General features: G+C 39.5%; 20 protein-coding genes. 7 read left to right on the top strand and 13 right to left on the bottom strand.

The annotated features are described in order from the left end of the window. Positions 1-184 precede the first annotated feature (184 nt). Positions 185-1300: a sporulation integral membrane protein YtvI gene (ytvI, locus tag J1899_RS16795; protein WP_066443039.1), complete on the top strand. Its 1116-nt coding sequence runs from the start codon at positions 185-187 to the stop codon at positions 1298-1300. 49 nt (positions 1301-1349) lie between these two features. Here ytvI and J1899_RS16800 read toward each other — a convergent pair whose 3' ends face one another. From J1899_RS16800 to dnaE, 8 genes are all read right to left on the bottom strand, one after another. After that, positions 1350-1739: an FxsA family protein gene (locus J1899_RS16800; protein ID WP_066443038.1), complete on the bottom strand. Its 390-nt coding sequence runs from the start codon at positions 1737-1739 to the stop codon at positions 1350-1352. A gap of 242 nt (positions 1740-1981) precedes the next feature. Beyond that, on the bottom strand, positions 1982-3742 hold the full coding sequence (gene pyk, locus J1899_RS16805; protein WP_066443037.1) for a pyruvate kinase: 1761 nt from the start codon (positions 3740-3742) through the stop codon (positions 1982-1984). Positions 3743-3772: 30 nt separating this feature from the next. Further along, on the bottom strand, positions 3773-4732 hold the full coding sequence (gene pfkA / locus J1899_RS16810) for a 6-phosphofructokinase (RefSeq protein ID WP_214475355.1): 960 nt from the start codon (positions 4730-4732) through the stop codon (positions 3773-3775). Positions 4733-5219: 487 nt separating this feature from the next. After that, the gene (gene accA, locus J1899_RS16815; RefSeq protein WP_066443035.1) at positions 5220-6197 is read right to left on the bottom strand and encodes an acetyl-CoA carboxylase carboxyl transferase subunit alpha; all 978 of its coding nucleotides are present in this window, start codon (positions 6195-6197) and stop codon (positions 5220-5222) included. Continuing rightward, positions 6191-7060: an acetyl-CoA carboxylase, carboxyltransferase subunit beta gene (accD, locus tag J1899_RS16820; protein WP_066443034.1), complete on the bottom strand. Its 870-nt coding sequence runs from the start codon at positions 7058-7060 to the stop codon at positions 6191-6193. Before accD ends, accA begins: the two co-directional genes overlap by 7 nt. Before the next feature lie 261 nt (positions 7061-7321). Continuing rightward, positions 7322-7882, bottom strand: a complete 561-nt coding sequence (locus J1899_RS16825; protein ID WP_066451446.1) for a FadR/GntR family transcriptional regulator — start codon at positions 7880-7882, stop codon at positions 7322-7324. A 69-nt stretch (positions 7883-7951) separates the two neighbouring features. Beyond that, positions 7952-9190, bottom strand: a complete 1239-nt coding sequence (gene ystJ / locus J1899_RS16830; RefSeq protein ID WP_066443033.1) for an NADP-dependent malic enzyme — start codon at positions 9188-9190, stop codon at positions 7952-7954. Between the two features lie 192 nt (positions 9191-9382). Continuing rightward, positions 9383-12748, bottom strand: a complete 3366-nt coding sequence (dnaE, locus tag J1899_RS16835) for a DNA polymerase III subunit alpha (RefSeq protein ID WP_214475357.1) — start codon at positions 12746-12748, stop codon at positions 9383-9385. 319 nt (positions 12749-13067) lie between these two features. On the opposite strand from dnaE, the gene ytrH reads away from it, so the two are divergent. From ytrH to J1899_RS16850, 3 genes are all read left to right on the top strand, one after another. Next, complete coding sequence (gene ytrH, locus J1899_RS16840) at positions 13068-13403, top strand: sporulation membrane protein YtrH (RefSeq protein ID WP_066443031.1); 336 nt, start codon at positions 13068-13070, stop codon at positions 13401-13403. Next, entirely contained in the window at positions 13403-13903 is a 501-nt protein-coding gene (ytrI, locus tag J1899_RS16845; RefSeq protein ID WP_066443030.1) for a sporulation membrane protein YtrI, read from the top strand. Before ytrH ends, ytrI begins: the two co-directional genes overlap by 1 nt. Positions 13904-14072: 169 nt before the next feature. Next, complete coding sequence (locus J1899_RS16850; protein WP_214475360.1) at positions 14073-15431, top strand: IS1182 family transposase; 1359 nt, start codon at positions 14073-14075, stop codon at positions 15429-15431. A gap of 134 nt (positions 15432-15565) precedes the next feature. Here J1899_RS16850 and J1899_RS16855 read toward each other — a convergent pair whose 3' ends face one another. Further along, positions 15566-16501, bottom strand: coding sequence for a DHH family phosphoesterase (locus J1899_RS16855; RefSeq protein WP_214475362.1), 936 nt, complete (start codon positions 16499-16501; stop codon positions 15566-15568). A 221-nt stretch (positions 16502-16722) separates the two neighbouring features. On the opposite strand from J1899_RS16855, the gene J1899_RS16860 reads away from it, so the two are divergent. Then, positions 16723-17028: a YtpI family protein gene (locus tag J1899_RS16860; protein ID WP_066443028.1), complete on the top strand. Its 306-nt coding sequence runs from the start codon at positions 16723-16725 to the stop codon at positions 17026-17028. Positions 17029-17101: 73 nt separating this feature from the next. Here the strand turns inward: J1899_RS16860 and J1899_RS16865 are convergent, their stop codons facing one another. The 3 genes from J1899_RS16865 to J1899_RS16875 form a co-directional block, all read right to left on the bottom strand. Continuing rightward, complete coding sequence (locus tag J1899_RS16865; protein ID WP_214475364.1) at positions 17102-18421, bottom strand: CBS domain-containing protein; 1320 nt, start codon at positions 18419-18421, stop codon at positions 17102-17104. Between the two features lie 80 nt (positions 18422-18501). Continuing rightward, positions 18502-18741, bottom strand: coding sequence for a hypothetical protein (locus J1899_RS16870; protein ID WP_214475366.1), 240 nt, complete (start codon positions 18739-18741; stop codon positions 18502-18504). Positions 18742-18898: 157 nt separating this feature from the next. Next, a complete protein-coding gene (locus J1899_RS16875; RefSeq protein ID WP_066443025.1) occupies positions 18899-19579 on the bottom strand; it encodes a metal-dependent hydrolase in 681 nt (226 codons plus the stop codon). Between the two features lie 215 nt (positions 19580-19794). On the opposite strand from J1899_RS16875, the gene J1899_RS16880 reads away from it, so the two are divergent. Then, a complete protein-coding gene (locus tag J1899_RS16880) occupies positions 19795-20889 on the top strand; it encodes a M24 family metallopeptidase (RefSeq protein ID WP_214475368.1) in 1095 nt (364 codons plus the stop codon). Between the two features lie 89 nt (positions 20890-20978). Here J1899_RS16880 and J1899_RS16885 read toward each other — a convergent pair whose 3' ends face one another. Continuing rightward, the gene (locus J1899_RS16885; RefSeq protein ID WP_214475370.1) at positions 20979-21134 is read right to left on the bottom strand and encodes a hypothetical protein; all 156 of its coding nucleotides are present in this window, start codon (positions 21132-21134) and stop codon (positions 20979-20981) included. A gap of 102 nt (positions 21135-21236) precedes the next feature. Here J1899_RS16885 and J1899_RS16890 point away from each other — a divergent pair, with 102 nt between their 5' ends. Next, positions 21237-21689: a universal stress protein gene (locus J1899_RS16890; RefSeq protein WP_214475371.1), complete on the top strand. Its 453-nt coding sequence runs from the start codon at positions 21237-21239 to the stop codon at positions 21687-21689. Positions 21690-21729 lie beyond the last annotated feature (40 nt).

Consider the following 21729-nt stretch of genomic DNA (forward strand, 5'->3'; position numbering starts at 1 on the left):
GAACATGCTAATTCCTGGTAACAGAATTACATGGTCTTCTGCCCAGACAAAGATGACCCTCAAAACGGCCTCTCAGTTTTAAAAAGCAATAACTTTATCATTCATTTTTAAAGGTAATTATGGTTTGATCGTCGTATATAATCATAACACCTTTTTTTAGAATAAAGAGCAGGGGGGCCATTGATTGAACAGTATTTATCTAAATCGAACACTGAGGTTTTTCTTCGTCATAGCTATTATTATATTAGCCCTAATTTCTTTTTACTACATATCCAAAATTACATATCCATTTATCATCGCGCTGGCAATTGCCTTTTTTATTAATCCTGCTGTGAATTTTCTTGAAAGCAAAGGACGCATGCCCAGACTTCTGGCAGTATTAGTTGCGTTAACCCTTATTTTTGCCATTTTCGCCGGCTTGATTACACTGCTTGTTGCTGAAATCGTCTCAGGAGCTGATTATTTATCTAAGGTTGTACCCGCACATTTAGATACACTAATTACACATATCGAACTCTTCTTTGCGGGACAAATCATTCCGCTATATAATCAGATAACCAGCATTTTCAATAATTTAGAAACCGGACAGCAGGACACCATTATGACGAATATTGAAAATGTAGGCCGCAATATCGGCAGTACACTTGGTACATTTATTCAATCCTTTTTTGAAAAAATCCCAAATATATTATCCTGGTTTCCGAATGCCGCGACCGTCATCATCTTTTCATTGCTCGCGACTTTTTTTATTAGCAAAGACTGGTACCGTCTGTCAGGGACGTTTGGAAAAATTCTTCCTTCAAGGGCAAAATCCAGCAGCAGAACCGTTGTTGCTGATCTAAAAAAAGCTTTATTTGGTTTTATCAAAGCGCAGGCAACACTTGTTTCTTTCACAACCGTCATCATCTTAATCGGCCTCTTGATTTTACGAATTGATTATGCGATTACAATCGCGCTCATTACAGGAATCGTTGATATTATTCCCTATCTGGGAACAGGTTTGATTTTTGTGCCTTGGATTATTTTTGAAGCTATTTCCGGTGATATGGGGATGGCGATTGGTCTTGGGATTTTGTATCTTATCGTAATTGTACAGCGGCAGATCATGGAGCCGAAGGTCCTTTCCTCAAGCATTGGTCTCGATCCGCTGGCAACACTTATCGCCCTTTTTGTTGGCTTTAAGCTAATTGGATTTCTGGGGCTCATTGCAGGTCCAGTCACACTTGTCATCATTACAACTCTACATCGCGCCAACGTCTTTCGTGACATATGGTCTTTTATAAAAGGGACAGAAAAGTAAATAAATGACCAAAAAAGACAAAAGAGCACTGAAAAAGTGCTCTTTTTTGTTACGTAATAATTTTGATATTACGTTTATTAACTCGTTTTGTAATAGCTTTAAAGAGTCTTCCTTTAATCAGGGCGCGTGTTGGGGGCAATAACAGAACCAGTCCAAGAATGTCTGTAAAAAAGCCTGGCAGCAATAATAAAATAGCTCCCACAAGGATACAGACTCCATCCATGATCGTATCTCCTGGCATTTCTCCGTATTGCATCTGCCTTTGTGCTTTCCTAAACGTTTCAAGTCCTTGTTTGCGCGCATAATACCCGCCTAAAAGTGCCGTGAGAAAAATAAGAATTAGTGTTGGACCAATTCCAATTATATTGCCTGAAAGCATAATTGCTGTAATCTCTAATACCGGTATGATAATAAATATGGTCAAAAGGATGTAGCGCATAATGCCACCTCACTGTTTATTTATTCTTACTAACATTGTATCAGAAAGTAGAAGAACCTCAGAGTAAAAAGATTATTGGCTATTTTACGCTACATACTAAATTCTATTCACCAAAATGCGATTATAAAATGAACAAAAAACCCGGCAATAAGCAGAAAACGGATGATACTCTGCTTATTGTCCGGGTTTTTATATGCTGAAATACAATGTGCAGTCCAGCCTGTTTAATTGCCTACTATTTATTAAAGGACGCTAGCATGTCCGTTGTAAATAATACCACGGCGTGCATCTACAGTAATCTCTTGTCCATCTTTGATCAATTTCATTGCGTCTTCCACGCCAACAATGACAGGAACCCCTACATTTAAGCCTACTACAGCTGCATGGCTAGTAAGTCCGCCTTCTTCTGTAATTAATGCACTGCACTTTTCAATAGCCGGGACCATTTCACGATCCGTACCAATCGTAACAAGGATAGAGCCTTCTGTTACTTTCTCTAAAGCTTCTTTTGCTGTACGGGCAATAACAGCCTTTCCATAAGCCGTTTTTCTGCCAATCCCTTGTGCTCTTGCAATGACATCGCCAACAACATGGATTTTCATTAAGTTAGTTGTACCAGCTTCTCCGACTGGAACACCTGCAGTAATGACAACTAAGTCACCAGATGAAACAATTCCGCTATTTATGCTTTCTTGTACAGCAACATCTAACATTTCATCGGTTGATGTGGATCTTGGCCCAACTTGTGTATGAACGCCCCACACTAATGCCAAGCGGCGGGAAACAAACTCGTTTGATGTTACAGCCACGATTGGAGACTTTGGTCTGTATTTTGAAACCATTCGAGCTGTATGTCCGCTTTCAGTAGCTGTAATGATCGCACTCACATCTAAATCTAATGCAGTATGTGCAACAGATTGTCCGATCGCATCAGTTAAATTGTGTTCAGTGCTCTTGCTGCGCTTCGATAAAATGTCTTTATGGTTAAGTGCAGATTCCGCACGGGCAGCAATATTATGCATTGTTTGTACAGCTTCAACCGGATATGTTCCTGCAGCCGTTTCACCTGAAAGCATGATAGCATCTGTACCATCAAAGATTGCATTGGCTACGTCACTTGCTTCCGCTCTTGTTGGACGTGGGTTACGCTGCATAGAATCAAGCATTTGTGTTGCTGTAATAACTGGCTTACCTTGAATATTACATTTTTTGATTAAGCTCTTTTGTACTAAAGGAACCTCTTCTGCCGGGATTTCTACACCGAGATCTCCTCTGGCAACCATTAAACCATCAGAAACATCAAGAATTTCATCGATATTATCGACACCTTCCTGGTTTTCGATTTTAGGGATAATGTTAATGTAAGAAGCTCCGTTATCTTCAAGCAGCTGGCGAATTTCCAAAACATCCGATGCTCTGCGGACAAATGATGCAGCAACAAAGTCTACTTTTTGCTCAATTCCAAAAAGAATATCATTTGCATCCTTTTCAGTTATTCCAGGAAGTTTTACTGATACACCAGGAACATTTACACCTTTTTTATTTTTCAATGTACCGCTGTTTAAAATTTTCGTATGAATTTCACTCGTTGCTTTATCAATCTTTGTTACTTCAAGACCGATCAGACCGTCATCTAATAAAATTTTCGAACCGACATGGATATCATCAATAAGACCTTCATATGTAACAGAAAACTTATCTGCAGTTCCTTCAACTTCAGTCATGGAAACAATAATATCATTTCCAGCTACAAGCTCAATCGCACCATTCTGCATGTTGTTTGTACGAATTTCAGGACCTTTTGTATCTAATAAAATAGCAACTGTTTTACCTGTCTTTTCAGATGCCTCGCGAATATTTTTAATCCGCGCGCCATGCTCCTCATAATCACCGTGTGAGAAGTTAAGTCTTGCAACGTTCATACCGGCTTCAATCAGTTGTGTAAGTTTTTCAATGCTTTCACTGGCAGGACCAATTGTACATACAATTTTAGTTTTACGCATTTTTCTTCCTCCAATATCTCTTTTTTTATTTTATATGGATAATTCTTGAGATAACTTATATAGATCAGTATCAATCTCATGCTTCATATTGAAAACCTCTTCGAAATGAGTATCAACAACATTGTTGTTTTGAACTCCAACTGCTCGTCCGCCTATACCTTCTAAAAGAAGCTCAACTGCACGTGCTCCTAAACGGCTTGCTAATACACGATCGAATGCTGTAGGTGATCCTCCGCGCTGGATGTGGCCAAGCACTGATACACGTGTATCAAAGTCGGTAACTTCTTTTACTTGCTTAGCAAATTCAACACCGCTGCAGACACCTTCTGCAACTACAATGATACTATGTTTCTTTCCACGCTCATGACCTTTTATTAGACGTGTCTTAATTTCCTGAATATCATATCCTACCTCAGGAATTAAGATCGTTTCTGCACCGCCTGCAAGCCCTGCCCATAGAGCAATATCACCAGCATCTCGTCCCATTACTTCAATAATAAATGTTCTTTCATGTGAAGTTGCTGTGTCTCTAATCTTATCAATAGCATCAATAACAGTGTTTAGTGCAGTATCAAATCCAATTGTATATTGAGTGCCATTAATATCGTTATCAATAGTTCCAGGAACGCCAGCACATGGGAAACCTTGTTCAGTCAATGCTTTCGCACCGCGATATGAACCATCTCCGCCAATAACGACAAGCCCATCAATGCCGTGTTTCTTTAACTGTTCAATCCCTTTTTGCTGTCCTTCTTTTGTTTTAAACTCCTCACATCTTGCTGAATAAAGCATTGTGCCGCCTCTATGTATAATATCGCCTACTGATCCTAATTCAAGCTTCTTAATATTGCCGCTGATCAGACCGGCATATCCGCCGTAGACCCCATAAATCTCAACATTATGAAAAATTGCTTTACGCACGACTGCACGAACCGCTGCGTTCATGCCAGGAGAGTCTCCACCACTCGTTAAAACACCAATTCTCTTCATGTTCTTCTCACCTCATATTTAGAATTATGAACACATTAGGTTCATATTTGCTAATAATGTAAATTCTTCATATTCTTTACATAATTACACACTTCATTTATTCTATACTAATCAATATTTCTAAAATACCATGAAGAACAGCCTATCTCAACTCAAACAAAAAATAATCACTAAAGACGGAATAATCCGTGAAATGAAAACGCTTATTTGTACAAAATTAAGACACAATTAGAAAACCTGCATATACAAAGTCTTAAATTCCCTTGTTTCTAAAAGAGAATAAACCCGCCGGCAATCTAATCATGCTTTACCATACAAAACTTGCTGCCACGGTAAATTTGCAGAAAAAGCATTTAGATTCTCAGCTGCAACTTCTATTCTAAACGAGATTGCTCAAAGTACCAAATCAGCTGTACTGCAGTTTCTATGCAATTCCTTTTAACTCATAAGCTCAATAAAAAAAACAAAAAACGTGCGTAAGCACGTTTTATTTTACCCCAATGTAATCATTTAAAAACGAATATTTGCCAATCTGTTTATACTTCCCATAGCGCTGATTGACTAAACCTTCTTCTGTTAAAGAAAGAAGCTCTTTTAATGAGGATATTAGAATTTCTCCTATTGCAATTGCCTGCTGCTTGATATCTTTATGTGCCCCGCCTTTAACTTCAGGAATAATTTCATCAATAATGCCAAGTTCTTTTAAGTCTGGAGCAGTAATTTTCATGGATTCTGCTGCTTTTTTGGCTTGTGTTGAATCTTTCCATAGAATCGCAGCAGCACCTTCAGGTGAGATAACAGAATAGGTTGAGTTCTCAAGCATATGAATGTGATTCCCAACTCCTAATGCAAGAGCACCTCCGCTTCCTCCTTCACCAATCACAATGCAAATAACAGGAACAGTTAAGCTTGCCATTTCAAACAAATTGCGGGCAATCGCTTCACTTTGCCCACGTTCTTCAGCAGCTTTTCCAGGATAGGCACCTTTTGTATCAATAAAACAAATAATAGGGCGATTAAACTTTTCAGCCTGTTTCATTAAGCGCATTGCTTTACGGTACCCTTCAGGATGAGGCATTCCAAAGTTTCTGCGGATATTTTCCTTTGTGTCCTTTCCGCGCTGATGTCCAATGACGGTTACCGGCAGGCCTTTAAACCTTGCGATTCCGCCGACAATAGCCTCATCATCGCCGAATACCCGATCTCCATGACATTCAAAAAAACCTTCAAATAGCTCAGAAATATAATCTAAAGTGGTTGGTCTTTGCGGATGACGGGCTATTTGTACCCGATCCCACGGCTTCATGTGTTCATAGATATCTTCTTCCAGCTTGGCAAGACGATGCTCCAGTTTTGTAATTTCTGCTGATAAATCAACATCAGCTGTTTTTGTAAATTCCTTTAACTCGGCAATTTTCTTTTTTAACTCAACAACCGGTTTTTCGAATTCTAATTCTCCTACCACTCTAAATCACCTCCTGGCTGATGAATGGATAAAATATTTGAAAGCTGATCTTTCAGCTCGCTCCGGTGAATCACTGCATCCAATTGACCATGCTTCAGTAAAAACTCACTCGTTTGGAAATCCTCTGGAAGATCTTCACGAATGGTTTGTTCAATAATTCTTCTGCCTGCAAATCCAATTAATGCACCAGGTTCTGCAAAATTATAATCTCCAAGTGAAGCAAAGCTCGCAGAAACTCCGCCCGTAGTCGGATGGGTCATAATGGATATAATTAACCCGCCATGATCACTGAATCTTTTCAATGCAACACTTGTTTTGGCCATTTGCATAAGACTTAGTACTCCCTCTTGCATTCGGGCACCGCCAGACGCAGTAAAGATTACAAATGGGACAGATAGTTCATCAGCCTTTTCAATGGCACGCGTAATTTTTTCACCGACAACCGACCCCATACTTCCCATGCGGAAGGTAGAATCCATCACGGCAACAACAAGAGACTGGTTGTCTACCGTCCCAATTCCAGTAACAACAGCTTCATTGATGTTTGTTTTTTGTCTATCTTTTTCCAGTTTTTCTAAATAACCTGGAAAGTTTAATGGATTCTCAGAAACCATATCTTCATTGATTTCTTCAAAGCTTCCATGATCAAGAAAACTTTCCAGACGCTCAGAAGCATTCATGGAAAGATGATAATCACAATTCAAACAAACCTTTAAATTTTTAACCAGTTCTTTTGAATACATGATCTTTTTACAATTTGGACATTTTGTCATAATGCCCTCGGGAACATCCTGCTTCGCTGCTTCCGATGGTATTGTTGCATATTTAATCTTTTTGGTTTTCGTAAAGATCTCTTTAAACAAGATGAAACCTCCCCGTTTGATAATAATACAAATTTATAATTTCCCCACCCCACCAGTGGTCTGACCACCAATGCATAAAAAGTTGCTGATTGCGGTAGACCTTAGGCGCAATCAGACAGTTTTATTTATCATTCATTTCAAAAGTTCATTCAGAGTTACTTCACATTAAAATAAGAACACCGCTTTTGCGTACATCATTTTACTCTTGTCCAACTACTATAAACGATTAAATTTAAAAATAGTGCTGAAATATGTCAGCTTTCATTCGACAAGCTTTCTTAGTTTCTTATAAGCACCGCGAATTCTCATTTCTTCTTTTGTTTGCAGCTCTTCAATTAAATGAAGATAATCATGCTTTTGAAGCTCTTCAGCTGGGAAATCGAGCGAATTATAATAGTCTTTTAAAATTTCCCACATTCTTAAAAACAAATGATTATCTGCCAATAAGATGATTTTATAGAAAAATTCATCATCTGTAAAAGTCGTCTGCTCTGCCCAGTTTTTAAAAGCTAAGAGTTCATCATCAGTCTTTTTTTGCATAATAAGCCATAAGCAGTCAAGCTCGATTAAAAATTTCGTTTCCTTAATATCCTTTTTAGCCTTTTCATCCTGAAGAATAAATGTACTGAGCACCTGTACAAGCTGATGACCTTTAAAGTCGCGTATGAAAGTGCCTTCTCCTCTTCTTGTTTCGATGAGACCAAGCAGTTCCAGCGCTCGAAAAGCTTCGCGAACAGAAGAACGCCCAACCTTCAGGCGTTCGGATAATTCACGTTCAGATGGCAATTTATCTCCAGGCTTTAAATTTTCCGCTGCAATCATTTCGCGAAGCTTCTTAACAATTACGACATATACTTTAGATCCAGTTTGAGCTGATAACACGTCAGTTCATCACTCGCTTTTTCCGATAACAGCTAATCTGATTGTTTTCTCTTTTATTTCTTCAGGATCTACTTTCAGTCGTGCTACCCCAGTTTCCATTGCTGCCCTGGCGACCGCAGCAGCTACAGCAGGCGCAACTCTCGGATCAAATGGCCCTGGTATAACATAATCAGCATGCAAATCTGATTCATCTATAAGACTAGCAATCGCCTCAACAGCAGCAACCTTCATTTTTTCATTAATATGAGTTGCACGCACATCAAGAGCACCGCGGAAAATGCCTGGAAAAGCAAGAACGTTATTGACTTGGTTCGGAAAGTCGGATCGTCCCGTACCTACGACCAGTGCCCCTGCAGCTTTTGCATCTTCTGGCATAATCTCAGGAATAGGGTTAGCCATCGCAAAAATGATTGGGTCTGCGTTCATTGTTTTCACCATGTCAGCTGTTAATGCACCGGCAGCTGAAACACCAATAAAGACATCTGCACCCGTAATCACTTCTGCAAGACTGCCTGATTTCTTATCTCGGTTTGTATATTTAGCTACATCGTTTTTAATTTCATTCATACCTTGCGGACGGCCTTCATAAATGGCGCCCTTCGTATCGCACATAATGATTTCTCTTACGCCATAACTGTACAGCAGCTTAATAATCGCAATGCCTGCTGCACCCGCGCCGTTTGCTACTACTTTAATTTCATTCATTTTCTTGCCAGAGAGTTTTAATGCATTCACTAATCCTGCAACTGTGACAATGGCGGTTCCATGCTGATCATCATGGAAAATAGGAATATTGGTTTCCTTCTTAAGTCTTTCTTCTATATAAAAACAATTAGGAGCTGCAATATCCTCCAGATTTACACCGCCAAAAGTAGGCTCAAGCAGCTTCACCGTTTCCACAATTTTATCAATATCTGTTGTATTTAAGCAAATAGGGAAAGCATCTACACCTGCAAAGCTCTTAAATAGGACCGCTTTGCCCTCCATTACTGGAAGTGCAGCTTCCGGACCAATATTTCCAAGGCCAAGCACTGCTGTTCCATCGGAAACAACTGCTACCATATTTCCTTTCATTGTATATTCATATACAGTCTCAGGCTTATCATATATTTCTTTGCACGGCTCAGCAACACCAGGGGAATAAGCTAAGCTCAAGTCCTTGGCGTCCTTTACCTCTACTTTTGACTTTGATTCAAGTTTTCCTTTATTCACTCTATGCATATGCAGAGCTTCTTCTCTCAACGTCAAATTATCCACCCCTCTGTGTCCCAAAAAGACGAATTAAATTAATCTATTTTAAAGTTCGTATGTTTTAGCTTGCAGACCTCAATATTGGAAGCAGAACCTGTGTTTTACAGCAGATTCTTCTATACAGCGTAGTGGTCTGACCAATGATCTTAACACCAACTACTATAACATATATGATCTTGATGTAAAGGGCTATCGCTTTAATATCACATTTTCACTGCCTAATAAACCTTTTAGCCTATCCATAAAAATTGAAGTGGGATGAACACAATCTTCTTCTCCAAGCTTGATCCTCTTGCCGCTGCTCTCATAATAGAGAATAACTGAAATAGCTCCGGAATTTTCTCTAAACAAATCCTTAAGCTTTCGCAGCTGTTCATTTGTTTCCTGCTGCTCTGTAATTTTCAAATAAAGGATAGGCTCTTTCGGCTTAAATGTAGCTATTGCCTGTTCTGGTGTCTGGATCGATTGTACAATGATCTGCTTCTTTCCATCCCTTTCTTCGGGCTTGCCTGATATGAAGAGAATCCTTCCTTTGTTTAGAAGATGCGAATATTGATTTAGGACATTCGGAAAGATGACTCCTTCTACTTCACCACTCTGATCACTAAGTGTGATAAACGCCATCGTGTCCCCTTTTTTAGTGCGAATTTTATTTAACTCTGCTAAAAAGACGAATAACTTTACCTGACGGGCTGATGTATCCAATTCAGCGATGATATCCGTCCCCATCCTTTCCTGCTCATTTTCATAAACAGATATAGGGTGGTCAGACAAATACAGCCCCAGCACTTCTTTTTCAAATGCCAGCTTAGCTTCTGCAGTTATTGGATCAACGATTGTATATTTAGGTTTCGGGAAAAATTCACCGTCAGAAAAGAAGTCAGCCTGCTCATCATCCGGGTTCACAAGTAATGCATGCTCCAATGCTGCATCAATGCTGGCAAGAAGGACTGCCCGGTCTTCACCGAATTCATCAAAGCTACCGGAATGGATAAGTGTTTCAATGATTTTTCTATTGGCTATTTTGTGGGAAACGCGCATACAGAAATCAAATAAATCATGAAATTTCTGCTGTCCCCGCGCCTTGAAGATTTCCTTTAGAACATTTCCTCCTATCCCTTTAATAGCACCAAGGCTATAGCGGACAGAATGGTGTTCAACAGTAAATGTATACCAGCTTTTGTTAATGGATGGAGGCAGCACTTTGAGTTTCAAGTCTTTTAACTCTCGAATATATTGAGAGATTTTCACCTCATTGCCTGCAGAGGATGAAAGCAGGGCCGCCATAAAATGAAGCGGGTAGTTTGCTTTTAGAAAAGCTAGCTGATACGCAATTAAACTATAAGCAACCGCATGGCTCCTGTTAAATCCATAGTTAGCAAATTTCACAATTAAATCATATATATTGTGTGCCGTTTGCTCTGAATACCCTTTTTTCAATGCGCCAGCAACAAAATGAGTCCGTTCTTGATCCAGTACTTCCTTCTGTTTCTTACTAACTGCCCGTCTGAGCATATCTGCTTCCCCTAAAGTAAATCCAGCCATCATCGCAGCAATCTGCATAATCTGCTCCTGATACACGATAACACCATATGTGTTCTCAAGGATCGGCTTTAAGTCAGGATGGTAGTATGAAATCTCTTGTTTCCCATGCTTACGGTCAATAAAGAGAGAAATGTTTTCCATTGGACCTGGACGATAGAGGGCATTAACGGCGACGATATCTTCAAAGGACGATGGACGCAAATTTTTCAGTACTCTTTGCATCCCTGCTGATTCAAACTGAAAAATCCCATTGGTTCTGCCGCTGCTCAGCAGTTTAAAAACATGTTCGTCATTTACAGGGATAGACTTAATATCTATTTTTTCTTTTGAATGTCTATTAATGGAGTTCACTATATTTTCGATAAGGGATAAGTTTCTTAATCCCAAAAAGTCCATTTTTAAGAGACCTATATTCTCTAAATATTCCATTGAGTATTGTGTCAGGTACACTTGATCATGCCCTGCCTGTATAGGGACAACAGAAACTAGCGGCATTTCGCTGATCACCACTCCAGCTGCGTGTGTAGATGTATGCCGCGGCAATCCTTCCAGTTTTAGTGCTGTTTCAAATAGACGTTTATGCAGGCCTGATTCTTCTGTAAATCTTCGCAGAGAATCGGATGAATTATATGCCTCACTCAGTGTAATCCCCAGCTTGGAAGGCACTGACTTTGACAGCCTGTCCAGCTCCTTTGTATTTAAGCCAAAAGCTCTGCCAACATCCCGCAGTGCAGCTTTTGCTGCCATCGTTCCAAAGGTCACAATTTGGGCTACATGCATTTCGCCATACTTGTTGGCCACATACTGAATCACTTCATCCCGGCGATGATCTGGAAAATCAATATCGATATCAGGCATAGAAATTCTCTCAGGGTTCAAGAAACGCTCGAACAGCAATCCGTGAGCGATTGGGTCCACATCTGTAATATAAAGTACATAAGCCACCATCGAACCGGCTGCTGAACCCCGGCCAGGTCCTGTTAAAATATCGTGCTCTCGGCAATATTTCATAAAATCATAGACTATTAAAAAATAGTCGCTGTATTTCATTTTCTTTAGAATACTTAACTCATATGCCAGACGTTCCTTATGCACTTTTGTATCCTGAGGAAATCGTTCCTGATACCCTTGCCAGCATAATTTTTCTAGTAATTGTTCTGACGTTAAACCATCCACCGCAGGATATTTTGGCAGATGTTCTCCATTCAGCTCAAGCATTACATTGCATTGCTCAGCGATTTTTAGCGTATTTTCCAACGCATCAGGATACATGGATAAAAGCCCAGTCATTTCCGCTGCAGATTTTAGATTGTATTCTTCGCCCTGCAGTCTCATTCTGTCTTCAGCTTGAATCTTTTCACCGTTTTTAATACAAGTCAGGCAGTCTTGCGCAAAAGCGTCTTCCTTCTGCAAATAATGCACCGCATTCGCAGCAGTAAGCTCAATCCCCGTTTCTGAACTGATTTGCACAAGCCCATTTCTCACTTTTTCTTCATTTGATATTCCATGATCATGCAGCGATAAATAAAACTGCTGCTCCTCGCAGTGATCCCGATAGAAACATGCTGACTTTTTCGCTTCTTCGTATTCGTCATTAATCAAGTGCTGCTCAATTTTCCCTTCAAGACCTGGACTCAGCATAATTAAGCCTTGGTTATATGCCTTTAGCCATCTTGCAGGAATTCCACCTGGAGATTTTGTGCCAATCACACTCGAAATCTTAAGCAGATTTTGATAGCCTGTTTGATTTCTAGCCAGTAACACTAGAGGAAATGGCTCTGCCTGTTCAGATTCATCATCTACTACATCTGCTGTTAAACCTAAAATAGGCTTTATCTCATTTTTTAAGCATTCCTTATAAAAAGAGACAGCGCCATACATCACGTTTCTGTCTGTTAATGCAATCGCCTCAAAGCCAAGTTGTTTGGCTTGTTTAGCCAAGTCCTCCACTTTTGCTGTACTCATCAGCAAGCTATATGCACTATACACATGAAGGTGAATAAAAGACACTGTAATCACACCCTTATTTCTTCTATTCCTTTTATTATAGAACGGGAGATATAAAAAAGAAAATATGTTCTCTTTTTTCAATTCACCGTACCTAATGAGGAAGAATCATATGCAGCAAAGAAATCCGCTTTTAGCGGGAGGGTGATGAAAGTTTGAATGCTTATAGCTTTAATACTTATGTGTATGCTTTTGCAGAACGTTATGAAAGGACATTTCTCCAAGGTTTGTTAAAAATGAGACAACCATCATAAAAAAAGCAGTATGTCCATATGATGTAATAATAAATGTTTACGAATATGCTAAACAAGGATGGAGATATATGGAGAATCAACCCTTTTTCGCATCACTGTTTGAAAGCTACTTTATTGCACTTGGTGTTTTGCTTGGCGGATCTATTATCGGTGCACTTGCAGCGTTTATTACTGGAAAGCCGCCGCTAACAGAAGTTTTCCGTCTTTCGAATCTTATTCGAATCTGGGCGATTATTGCTGCAATCGGCGGGACATTTGATACTGTTTATAGTTTTGAACGAGGCGTTTTAGATGGACAAACAAAAGATCTTTTCAAGCAATGCCTGCTCATCCTTTCCGCCCTTGGAGGTGCTCAAACCGGAGCACTGCTGATTAACTGGTTAACACAGGAGCATGTTTCGTAATGAGAATCCCACCTCTTTACCGCAAGCCCTCATGGCAGCGCTTTTTAGGAGGGATGGCTATCGGTGCATTTATCAGCTGGTTTTTTTTTCTGTATATCTTTGGAGAATGGCAGGAGGATTACAGTAAACAAATTGATGGTCAAAAGGACTTAATACAGGAACTCACCAAGGAAAAGGATATTTGGCAGGAAGAATTTAAGAAACTGAATAAAGAGAATAAAGAAAAACTGACCGTTCAGCAGATCCATTTAAAAATAGATAACTATAACAAATACAAACTTGATGTATACAGTGTCTTTGAAGCTGAAAAGACGTTAAAAGAAGAAATCAGCATGATGGTTGCAAAGGATATTGAAACTGTACATTCAAGCTTAGGATTAATTGAAAGAATCATTCAAAACAAAACACTTGAAATCAATGGAAAGCGTTATAAAGTAACGATTAAAAAAATGAGTGTATATACGACCTTCTCCATCCATGTGAATCTGCAGCTTGAATAGAAAATATCTAAGGCTGGACGGATAGGAGGAAGCTTATCTGCACTTAATAAGCAAAAAAAGCTGACATTTGTCAGCTTTTCAGACTGTAGACAAACTCGATGAAAATCGAGTTTGCCTACAGTCTTTTTTGTTTTAGAATAAAAGGAGAATAAGGTTAGAGGTGAGGAAGATGCTTTCCAAACATAATTCAATTCAACGTGATCAGCTTGAAATGGTTGCGTTAGATCAACTGGTACCTGAAAACCATTTAGTACGAAAAATGGAGGCTGCAATTGACTTCTCCTTCATTTATGATTTAGTAAAAGATACATATTCAGAAGTAGGTCGTCCAAGCATTGACCCGGTAATTTTAATAAAGCTTACTTTTATTCAATATACCTTCGGTATTCGGTCCATGCGCCAAACCATTGAGGAACTAAAAACAAACATGGCTTATCGCTGGTTTTTAGGATATGGATTTTATGATAAAGTTCCTCACTTCTCTACCTTCGGTAAAAACTATGAGCGTCGTTTTAAAGATACTGATCTATTTGAACAGATCTTCTATCGAATCTTAAAAACGGCCACGGAAAAGAAATTAATTAGCGCTGAACATGTTTTTATTGACTCGACACACGTAAAAGCAAGCGCGAATAAACATAAATTTGCGAAGAAAGTTGTGCGGAAGGAAACACGCGCATATCAAGAACAGCTTCAAACAGAAATCAACGATGACCGTGAAGATCATGGGAAGAAGCCATTTCCACCTGATAAATTTGAAAAAGAGGAAACAAAAGAGATCAAAGAAAGTACCACAGACCCAGAAAGTGGCTACTACGTCAAAGACGAACGCACTAAACAGTTTGCTTATTCGTTTCATGCCGCCTCTGATCGCAACGGATTTATCTTAGGAAATATAGTTACACCAGGAAACATTCATGATAGTGGAATCCTTGAGCCTTTAGTTGAACGAGTGATTGATAGAGTTGGAAAACCTGAAGCCGTTGCCGCAGACGCAGCTTATAAAACACCTGCCATCACGAAGTACTTAATTGAACATGAAATAACACCTGCACTCCCTTATACACGACCACGTACAAAGGATGGATTCTTCCGAAAGCACGAATATGTTTATGATGAACATTTTGATTGTTATATTTGCCCAGCGGGCAAAATTTTGAACTATTCAACTACCACCAAGGAAGGCTACCGTGAATACAAATCATTGAAACAGACTTGTGCCACTTGTTCATTATTGCACCAATGTACACAGAGTAAGAATCACCAAAAAGTGGTGACCCGGCATATTTGGCAGGAATATGTGGAGGAAGCGGAACATCTTCGCCATCACAAAGATGTAAAACCAATATACGCAAAGCGAAAGGAAACGATTGAACGTGTTTTCGCTGATGCAAAAGAAAAGCATGGAATGCGTTGGACAACGTTAAGGGGACTTAAAAAATTGTCGATGCAAGCGATGCTTACTTTCGCGTCCATGAATTTAAAGAAAATAGCCAACTGGACGTGGCAGGACCCAAAAACAGTATAAATCTGAGGATAGGATAGCTGCATTCTGTCCTCTAAAGGAATAAAAATAGAAAAAAAACTTCAAAAGGGGTTCGGAATGAGACCATTCCGAACCCCTTTTGTCTACAATCTGAAAAGCTGACATTTGTCAGCTTTTTACTTTTTACAAACCTCTTCTAAATCCTTTATGACAGAACTCATTTCATCCCACGAATAAATTGATGCACCTGCTGCAAGCGGGTGGCCGCCTCCGTTGTATTTAGCAGCAATCGTGTTGATGACCGGTCCTTTCGAGCGCAGGCGAACACGGATTTGATCATTTTCCTCGATGAAAAATACCCATGCTTTAATGCCTGCAACGTTCCCAAGCTCACTTACAAGCAAGGACGCTTGAGAAGGTTTTGCATCATAGGTTTCGAGCAGTTCTTTCTTCAATACCATCATGGCAGCTCCATGCTGGAGCATTTCAAAATTCTGCAGCACAAAACCATTCAATTTAACGATATTCGGCTGAAGCTCATACATTTTATCAAAAAGCTCTGTCCGGGAGAATTGATAGTGAATTAGCTCACCCGCATATGCAAATGTCTTTTCTGTTGAGCTTGGATATAGAAACCTGCCAGTGTCCCCTACAATTCCTGCAAAAAGAAGACGCGCTGCTTCATCAGACATTTGGAGGCCATCATCCTTGCCTTCCTTATAAAATTCATAGATCATTTCACTAGTGGAGCTGGCATTAGTATCTACCCACATGATGTCTCCATATGGATCCACATTCGGATGATGGTCAATTTTGATTAGGAAATCACCCTTTGTATAGCGCTGGTCACAAATTCGTTCTGTATTAGCTGTATCGCATACAATGACAAGTGCTCCTTTAAATGTATCATCGGAGATGTTGTCCAATCTGCGCAGATAGTGCAGAGTCTCTTCTTCCTGACCAACTGTATAAACTTTTTTCTCCGGGAATGATGCCTGAATCACCTCAGCCAGACCGCCTTGAGAGCCATATGCATCTGGATCTGGTCTTACGTGTCTATGTATGATAATGGTTTCATACTGCTTTATTTTTTCGATTATTTGCTTTTTCATGAGATACTCCTTTTGGATATACATTTGATAAATATAAAAACAACAGCAGATCAAGCTGATCTGAGAGATCTTTTAACAATTTACCGCTCTAAACGCCCAAATAACTTTTATCATATATTAATGGATTTTAATCGTTTTGCCTACTGATTGTAAATATAATTGGAATTTTACTGTCTTTCCCGTTAAAATGAATATGATTGATTATACTTGGAGGTTTAACAATGCCCATACTCGTTATACTGGTGATTGTATCTTTTTCACTTTATATTTTCTATAAGATCAGATCCTTCATGGCTAAAGGTCCTGCTGAAAGGCATTGGATTACTGCAAAAGGCAGAATGGCATTAGGCTCATTTGTTGGAATTTTTGGAGTAAACCAGCTATTTCTAACGCCGAACACAACAGCCTATATCGTTTCAGCTATTTTTATCATTGTCGGTGTTCTTTGCCTATATACTGGCTTTAAAGCGTATAAATTTCATCTGCCGCATGCAGCAGCAGAGGTTGAAGCGTATAAAAAAGGATAAAAGTCGTTATTACTTGCCCGCCAGACAATGGCGGGCTTTTTGATGTGCTCTAATTCTCTATTTAGTGATCACATTAGCTTCTGTCAATCAGCTGGCACATCATCATTGCTTTACCGACAAGAATCCCTTCATTGAAGACTTCAACGTCGACTTTACCAAACTTTCTTCCAACCTCAAGTACTTTTGGGAATATATCAAGGGTGCTGTCAATTTGAACAGGTTTTAAAAAATAGATCGTCATATTTTCTACAACAAGATCACCTTTTTTATAGCTTTTCAAAATGCGATTGGCTGCCTCAGAAACAATTGTAGTAAAAACACCATAAGAAATCGTGCCAAGATAATTTGTCATTTGCGGTGTTACCTCGCATTGGTATACATCATCACCTTTGCCTTTGCCTTTCATGACGGTAAACTGATTTGTAACGATATCATCCAGCGTTTCCCCCACCTGCGGCTGGCGCTGAATCATTTGCAATGCCTTTAATACATCCTGCCTGCTGATGATGCCAATTAATTTATTGGCATCATCAACTACAGGCAGCAATTCAATTCCTTCCCATACCATCATATGAGAGGAAGAAGCAACACTTGTTTTTCCGCCAACCGTCATTGGATTTTTCGTCATTATTTTTTCAATAGAAGTATGCGGGTCTCTGCCCATAACGTCTTTAGAGGTAACCATTCCATAGACTTTTCCATTATGATCTACAACAGGAAAACGGCTATGGGTAGTCTGCCGGTTATATGTAAACCAATCCTCGACTGTATCAGTTGTTCTCAGAACAGTCGTATCTTCAATAGGTGTTAAAATGTCCTCTACCAGGACAATCTCTTTTTTTATGAGCTGATCGTAAATCGCCCGATTAATCATGGTTGCAACAGTGAATGTATCATAGCTAGTCGAGATGATCGGGAGCTGCAGTTCATCTGCAATTCGCTTCACATCCTCATCGGTATCAAACCCACCCGTAATGAGTACTGCCGCACCTGCTTTTAGAGCCAGTTCATGAGCATTTGTCCGGTTCCCGATAATCAGGAGGTTTCCCGCACCGGTATAACGCATCATGGCATCGAGCTCCATTGCTCCGATGACAAACTTATTAAGTGTTTTATGGAGCCCGGTTCTGCCGCCAAGTACTTGACCATCAACGATGTTTACAACCTCAGCGTACGTAAGCTTTTCAATGTTTTCTTTTTTCTTCCGCTCGATTCTAATCGTGCCTACACGTTCAATGGTGCTTACGTAACCTTTATTCTCAGCTTCCTTAATGGCCCTGTAAGCTGTTCCTTCGCTTACAGATAATGCTTTCGCAATTTGCCTGACAGAAATTTTTTCCCCAACGGGCAATTCATCTATATATTGCAGGATTTGTTCGTGTTTCGTCGCCAATCCATGTCACCCTCTTCTCCTCATTGCTAAGTCTATTATAAGGTTAAGAGGGTCTATATTCAATTCAGTCTGCCGCTCTGCTAGCGATAAGAGCGGATCTTCTTTTTGTCAGCGATTGATGTTTTTTGTGTACGAGCTGCGCGTCTTGGAGCGTAAAGCATCGCTGTTAAATTCCCGGCAACGGCCATAAGCATAAATGCAAGCCATACGGCAGAGAATAAGCCTTGTTCTCCTCCTGCCTGAATACTTAAGCGAGGCACAGCATAATAAAGCATGAGCCCACAAATGAGCAAACATAATAAGTAACGATTTTTGTACATGATTTCCCCTCCTAATACATCTATCATTAAAATGTATGCGGACATGCTGAAAACATGCAAAAAGCACATGCTCTAAAATGAAGCATGTGCCTTTTTTCTATTTTTAGCTTTCCTCGGTTAGAAGGCAACTCAACATTCTCTTATAATACAAAGCTGACTACAGTTCAATCGACTCGCCGGCCTCTAATACTTTTCCGCTTTGATCATCAAGAAGCTCAATAAATTCATGGGGATCCTGTTTAATTGGCGGGAATGTATTAAAATGAATTGGTACCACTGTTTTTGCCTGCAATAATTTGGCTGCATAAGCAGCATCTTCAGGGCCCATCGTAAAATTATCGCCAATCGGCAAAAATACTACATCGATAGGATGACGCTCCCCAATTAGCTTCATATCTGAGAATAAGGCTGTGTCTCCCGCATGATATACGGTTTTTCCTTCTGCCATAAACAGCACTCCGGCTGGCATCCCCAAATAAATAATTTGCTGGTCATCCGTAATGTACCCTGTTCCGTGGATAGCTTGCGTTAACTTCACTTTCCCAAAATCAAATTCATAAGCTCCGCCAATGCTCATTCCATGGGTCTTGACTCCTTGCCAGCCTAAATAGGCAGCAAGCTCTGCATTCCCAATTACTAACGCATCATTCTTTTTTGCTATTTCAACTGTATCACCTAAATGATCGCCATGGCCATGTGTGACAATGATGACATCTGCTTTTACATCTTCAGCTTTTAAATCTGTTAGTTCATTCCCATTAATAAAAGGATCGATAAGAATCGTTTTTCCATTTGTTTCAATCTTCACGATTGAATGTCCATGATATGATACTTTCAAGATCAACACTCCTTAACATTTTCTTCATTCACTACTTCCACATAGTTGCTATTCCCTTTTTCTATATCCATTATGTAACGAAAAATATAAATTCAGTGAAAATCCCCTTGTAACATGAATTATAAATTTCATCGACATCTCTCTAGGTTCTTGATATTTACTTTTCCTTTATTAGTTGCTACTCTCATAGTAAGGACGATTAGGGAGGTATATATATGAATAAAAAGTTACATAGTGTTTCTGAGTGGATGAAAGAGAATAATATCCAGTTCAGCTTTATCACTTCATCTGAAAATGTTTTTTATTTGAGCGGTTTTTTCAGTGATCCGCATGAACGGTTACTGGGACTTGCTGTTTTCCAAGATGCAGAGCCATTTCTCGTCTGCCCTGCCATGGAAATAGAAGACGCTAAACAAGCAGGCTGGAACCATGAAATCATTGGTTATAGCGATATTGAAAATCCTTGGGAGAAAGTTCAACAGGCAGTAAAGAAGCGAGTTGCTCAAATTTCTACGGCAGCAATTGAAAAAGAGCATATGAATGTAGAACGCTATGAAGCCATTACACAGCTTTTCAGCGGAGCGCAGTTTGTTTCAGCAGAAGATAAGCTCAGAAAGCTTCGGATGGTGAAGGACGAGCAAGAGCTTGAAATCATAAGAGAAGCATGTGCTTTAGCCGACTATGCCATTGAAGTGGGCTGCTCGGAGATTGCTGAAGGAAAAACAGAGCTGGATGTATTAGCAGCAATAGAATATGCACTCAAGAAAAAAGGTGTCAACGAAATGTCCTTTTCAACCATGGTTCTGACTGGAGCTAACGGTGCCTCACCACATGGCACACCGGGCATGACTCAGATGAAAAAGGGTGATCTAGTTCTTTTCGACTTAGGCGTTGTATGGAAAGGATATTGCTCTGATATAACAAGAACCGTTGCATTCGGTGATATCAATGATAAGCAAAAAGAGATCTATGATACCGTACTAAAAGCACAACTGGCTGCAGTAGAAGCCAGTAAACCCGGCATGACGGCCGCTGATATTGATTTAACAGCCCGGAATATTATTAGAGAAGCAGGCTATGGAGAATATTTCCCACACCGATTAGGTCATGGACTAGGAATCAGTGTGCATGAATATCCATCCTTAACAGAAACCAATCCGCTTCAGCTTGAAAAAGGAATGGTCTTTACAATTGAACCAGGCATCTACGTACCAGGAGTCGCAGGTGTGAGAATTGAAGATGACCTGGCAGTTACTGAGAATGGGGTAGAAGTTTTAACTAAATTTCCAAAGGAACTGCAAATTATTTAGTATCCATAAAGCATTCTGCAAAAAAGCCATCATTTAAAAATGACGGCTTTTTTGCATAGACATACTCCCTCTATTAGCGGAGAAACTTTTTAGTGACGCTTTTTCTTATTTTGTTTTTGAATTTGTTCTTCTGAATAGTCAATTACACCGCTATTATATGCGTTTGTAATTTGCTCACTAACTTCGTTTGTGCCTTTTTCATCCATCTCGTAATAAGATTGATTATTTGCATCCTGTTTTTTCATTTGTATCGCTCCTTTTTTAAGTTCTTCATATATTGTTCGATTTTTTGTTAGAGTTATACAAGTTTTGGGTATGTATAAATAAGGCAAAGGAGGAGAATTTTTATGGCTATGAATTATGAAAATATACTAGTTGCTGTAGATGGTTCGCCTGAAGCAGATTGGGCTTTTAGAAAAGCAATAGAAATAGCAAAGAGGAATAATGCAAAGATCATCGTAGCCCATATTGTTGATACACGCACATATGCTAATGTAGAAGCCTACGACCGCGGCTCTGCAGACCGTGCAAATGAATATGCAGAAGAACTGATGGAAAAATACAGACAGGCAGCATTAGAAGCAGGTGTTAATGAAGTTACTTATGAAATCGATTTTGGCTCACCTAAAGTAAAGGTGCCTAAAGAGATGGCTAAAAATCATAATGTCGACTTAATTATCTGTGGAGCAACAGGAATGAATGCAGTTGAACGGTTCCTTATTGGCAGCGTTTCTGAGCATATAACTCGTTATGCGGAATGCGATGTTTTAGTTGTTCGGACAAAAAAAGAATCTGAATAACTTACTAATTATACGAAGCATATGCTGCTTCAATACCAAA

Origin of the sequence: Cytobacillus gottheilii (assembly GCF_018582665.1) — a bacterium.
In the GTDB taxonomy this organism is placed as follows: domain Bacteria; phylum Bacillota; class Bacilli; order Bacillales; family Cytobacillaceae; genus Cytobacillus; species Cytobacillus gottheilii.

What these genes read in the sequence shown, in the direction of transcription:
- J1899_RS16800 (WP_066443038.1), bottom strand. Translation starts at nt 1,739, where the DNA reads ATGCGCTACATCCTTTTGACCATATTTATTATCATACCGGTATTAGAG.
- pyk (WP_066443037.1), bottom strand. Translation starts at nt 3,742, where the DNA reads ATGCGTAAAACTAAAATTGTATGTACAATTGGTCCTGCCAGTGAAAGC.
- pfkA (WP_214475355.1), bottom strand. Translation starts at nt 4,732, where the DNA reads ATGAAGAGAATTGGTGTTTTAACGAGTGGTGGAGACTCTCCTGGCATG.
- J1899_RS16825 (WP_066451446.1), bottom strand. Translation starts at nt 7,882, where the DNA reads ATGATTGCAGCGGAAAATTTAAAGCCTGGAGATAAATTGCCATCTGAA.
- ytrH (WP_066443031.1), top strand. Translation starts at nt 13,068, where the DNA reads ATGGAGAATCAACCCTTTTTCGCATCACTGTTTGAAAGCTACTTTATT.
- ytrI (WP_066443030.1), top strand. Translation starts at nt 13,403, where the DNA reads ATGAGAATCCCACCTCTTTACCGCAAGCCCTCATGGCAGCGCTTTTTA.
- J1899_RS16850 (WP_214475360.1), top strand. Translation starts at nt 14,073, where the DNA reads ATGCTTTCCAAACATAATTCAATTCAACGTGATCAGCTTGAAATGGTT.
- J1899_RS16855 (WP_214475362.1), bottom strand. Translation starts at nt 16,501, where the DNA reads ATGAAAAAGCAAATAATCGAAAAAATAAAGCAGTATGAAACCATTATC.
- J1899_RS16860 (WP_066443028.1), top strand. Translation starts at nt 16,723, where the DNA reads ATGCCCATACTCGTTATACTGGTGATTGTATCTTTTTCACTTTATATT.
- J1899_RS16870 (WP_214475366.1), bottom strand. Translation starts at nt 18,741, where the DNA reads ATGTACAAAAATCGTTACTTATTATGTTTGCTCATTTGTGGGCTCATG.
- J1899_RS16880 (WP_214475368.1), top strand. Translation starts at nt 19,795, where the DNA reads ATGAATAAAAAGTTACATAGTGTTTCTGAGTGGATGAAAGAGAATAAT.
- J1899_RS16885 (WP_214475370.1), bottom strand. Translation starts at nt 21,134, where the DNA reads ATGAAAAAACAGGATGCAAATAATCAATCTTATTACGAGATGGATGAA.
- J1899_RS16890 (WP_214475371.1), top strand. Translation starts at nt 21,237, where the DNA reads ATGGCTATGAATTATGAAAATATACTAGTTGCTGTAGATGGTTCGCCT.